At 40.8% G+C, this 1,977-nt stretch carries 2 protein-coding genes and 1 pseudogene; all 3 read right to left on the bottom strand.

What is annotated here, in order from left to right; genetic code table 11:
• On the bottom strand, positions 1-196 hold a 196-nt coding region (locus ACTHR7_RS10720; protein ID WP_440370796.1), incomplete at its 3' end, for a hemagglutinin repeat-containing protein.
• A 43-nt stretch (positions 197-239) separates the two neighbouring features.
• The gene (locus ACTHR7_RS10725; protein WP_025457499.1) at positions 240-734 is read right to left on the bottom strand and encodes a contact-dependent growth inhibition system immunity protein; all 495 of its coding nucleotides are present in this window, start codon (positions 732-734) and stop codon (positions 240-242) included.
• Positions 734-1,977: pseudogene (locus ACTHR7_RS10730) on the bottom strand (hypothetical protein); the annotation flags it as partial. The pseudogene ACTHR7_RS10730 and the gene ACTHR7_RS10725, both read right to left, overlap by 1 nt.

The raw sequence follows: 1,977 nt of genomic DNA on the forward strand, positions 1-1,977 counted from the left end.
TGTTGCTGCCTTGGACGGTAATGTCGCCCTCGCGGCTGCGGATATTGATGTCGCCGCCGGCTTTCAGGCTGCTTTGCCGGCTTTGGCGGTAGTGTTGGTTTTGCTCTTTGCCGGCGGTTTTAAAGCCGAAACCGGCTTCAACGGACAAGAGGACGGCGCCCTGCTGTCCGGTTTGGTTTTTGACGGCGTCGGCCACTAAAAGTATGTTGTGGGAACAAGCCTATGCACTACGTATATACCTACTTACAATAACTTAGAGCTTGTTTTGCTCCTTGTCCAATTTCCACATAGTTACTGTCGGCAGGCATGATTATGTCTTTTTCATCAATACCTTCCCACGCATCTGATCTGATATGTTTGTTGGGGGAAATTATGATTTCTTTGCTATTCATGGTAATGCCGCACATCATCATCCTTCTAAAAAGAGCTGATTTGGTTTTATACCCCAGTGTTTCTCGTATATGATCAACCCATTGGTTATAGCGTTGAACTCTTTGTACCGGATCGAAAAAATTTTTACATTCTTCACTTCCATATTTAAAAGTTCGACTATTTTTTAATGCCTGAGAAATAGCTTGCCCAAGCAGATTGTCATCGACATTTGGAGGCAAAATATGAGGTGGGAATAAGGTGTCCAACATTAACAACCTAAATCCGGATTTTGTTTGCACAATGAACGCTTTTTCATTTGCATATAAACTTGCAAAATATTGATTTTCTAACTTGTCTTCCATTATTTAATCTCCGTTACTTTAACATTAACATTATGGGTCTTTCCGTATTCTATCGCTTTGTTGATTTGCTGCCATTGCTCTTTAGTGGTTTGGGCTGGAATAGCTAAATGTATCTCTCTCCGCCTAATTGTATTAGCATTTAACTCAACACCAGAAAGAGAATAGATTTTAAAATTGGCAGCTTTGTCAATATAATTTTTTAAAGTACTATAAATTTGTCTTGGTTTGAGCATCCTTGATGCTGTTTGTGTATCCAATGTCTTAGCACTAATGGCTAAGCCATCACGGGAGTCATAATAATCAAAAGTTTTAAAATTCTTTGGTAGTCGAGCATCCGAGGGAAGGTTTTTACCAACATAATTCTCCCATGGCATACCTTGCTTTCCAATACCATTATTCCATTGGATACCTACTTTTGAATTAGAAACGGTTTTACTTGGTTTGGCAAATAAGATATTTAAATCCGTAACTTTCTGATGTGCAGTTGAAAATTGATTAGCCATACGCCCAGCATTAACATCCAAGCTGGTCAGCGGTCGGTTATATCCGGCCGGAATCGGTCCGCGGATTGCCAACGGAGATTTCTTAACCGAAGCCCCACCAAGACTGACACTACCCAACATTGTTCCGGCACCTAAAAAGAAATTGGCTTTCCCGTGCTCAAGGTTTCCCTGTGTGATTTGATAAGTTCCGTAACTGGCTTGTGCTCCACCAATAGCCATCATCAGATAACGTCCTCGAGTGGTAAATTCCAAACCTAAAGCAATGCCTTGTGCGGTGGAGGCTGCTGCTCTGCCTTCAAAACTATCGGCATAAGCTTTATCCCTTTCAAGGATATTCCAAGCTTTCTCGTATTTCCCTATCGGACGACCTTCCGATAAAAAGAAATGCTTAACAGCAGCAGCCAAACCGGTTTTATACTTTCCTCGGGCATCCTGGATTTCTTTCCAAGAGTTATTCCAATGTTCTCTGACTTTTCTATCTCTTTTGGCTAGCCAAAACGGATAATAAGGTTCTCCATTTCTCAAGATTTCTTTACCTTGATAGAGATCATTCTTAATTTTTCTATCAAGAATTTTCTGATCATCATAGATGATGTCTAGATAGGATCGCAAACTAGCTGCTTCTTGGGTTGTCAGGTCTTTTTTTCCATCTTTTCGATGAAGGTCTGAATAATATTTTCTATATAACTCATTGCTTACTTGGTCTTTAGCAGCCAGCCGCTCAAATTCGGCCTTTTCCT

Source organism: Neisseria sp. P0007.S010, from assembly GCF_051962875.1.
In the GTDB taxonomy this organism is placed as follows: Bacteria; Pseudomonadota; Gammaproteobacteria; order Burkholderiales; family Neisseriaceae; genus Neisseria; species Neisseria subflava_A.

Coding starts and splice junctions, on each gene's coding strand:
- ACTHR7_RS10725 (WP_025457499.1), bottom strand. CDS start 734: ATGGAAGACAAGTTAGAAAATCAATATTTTGCAAGTTTATATGCAAAT.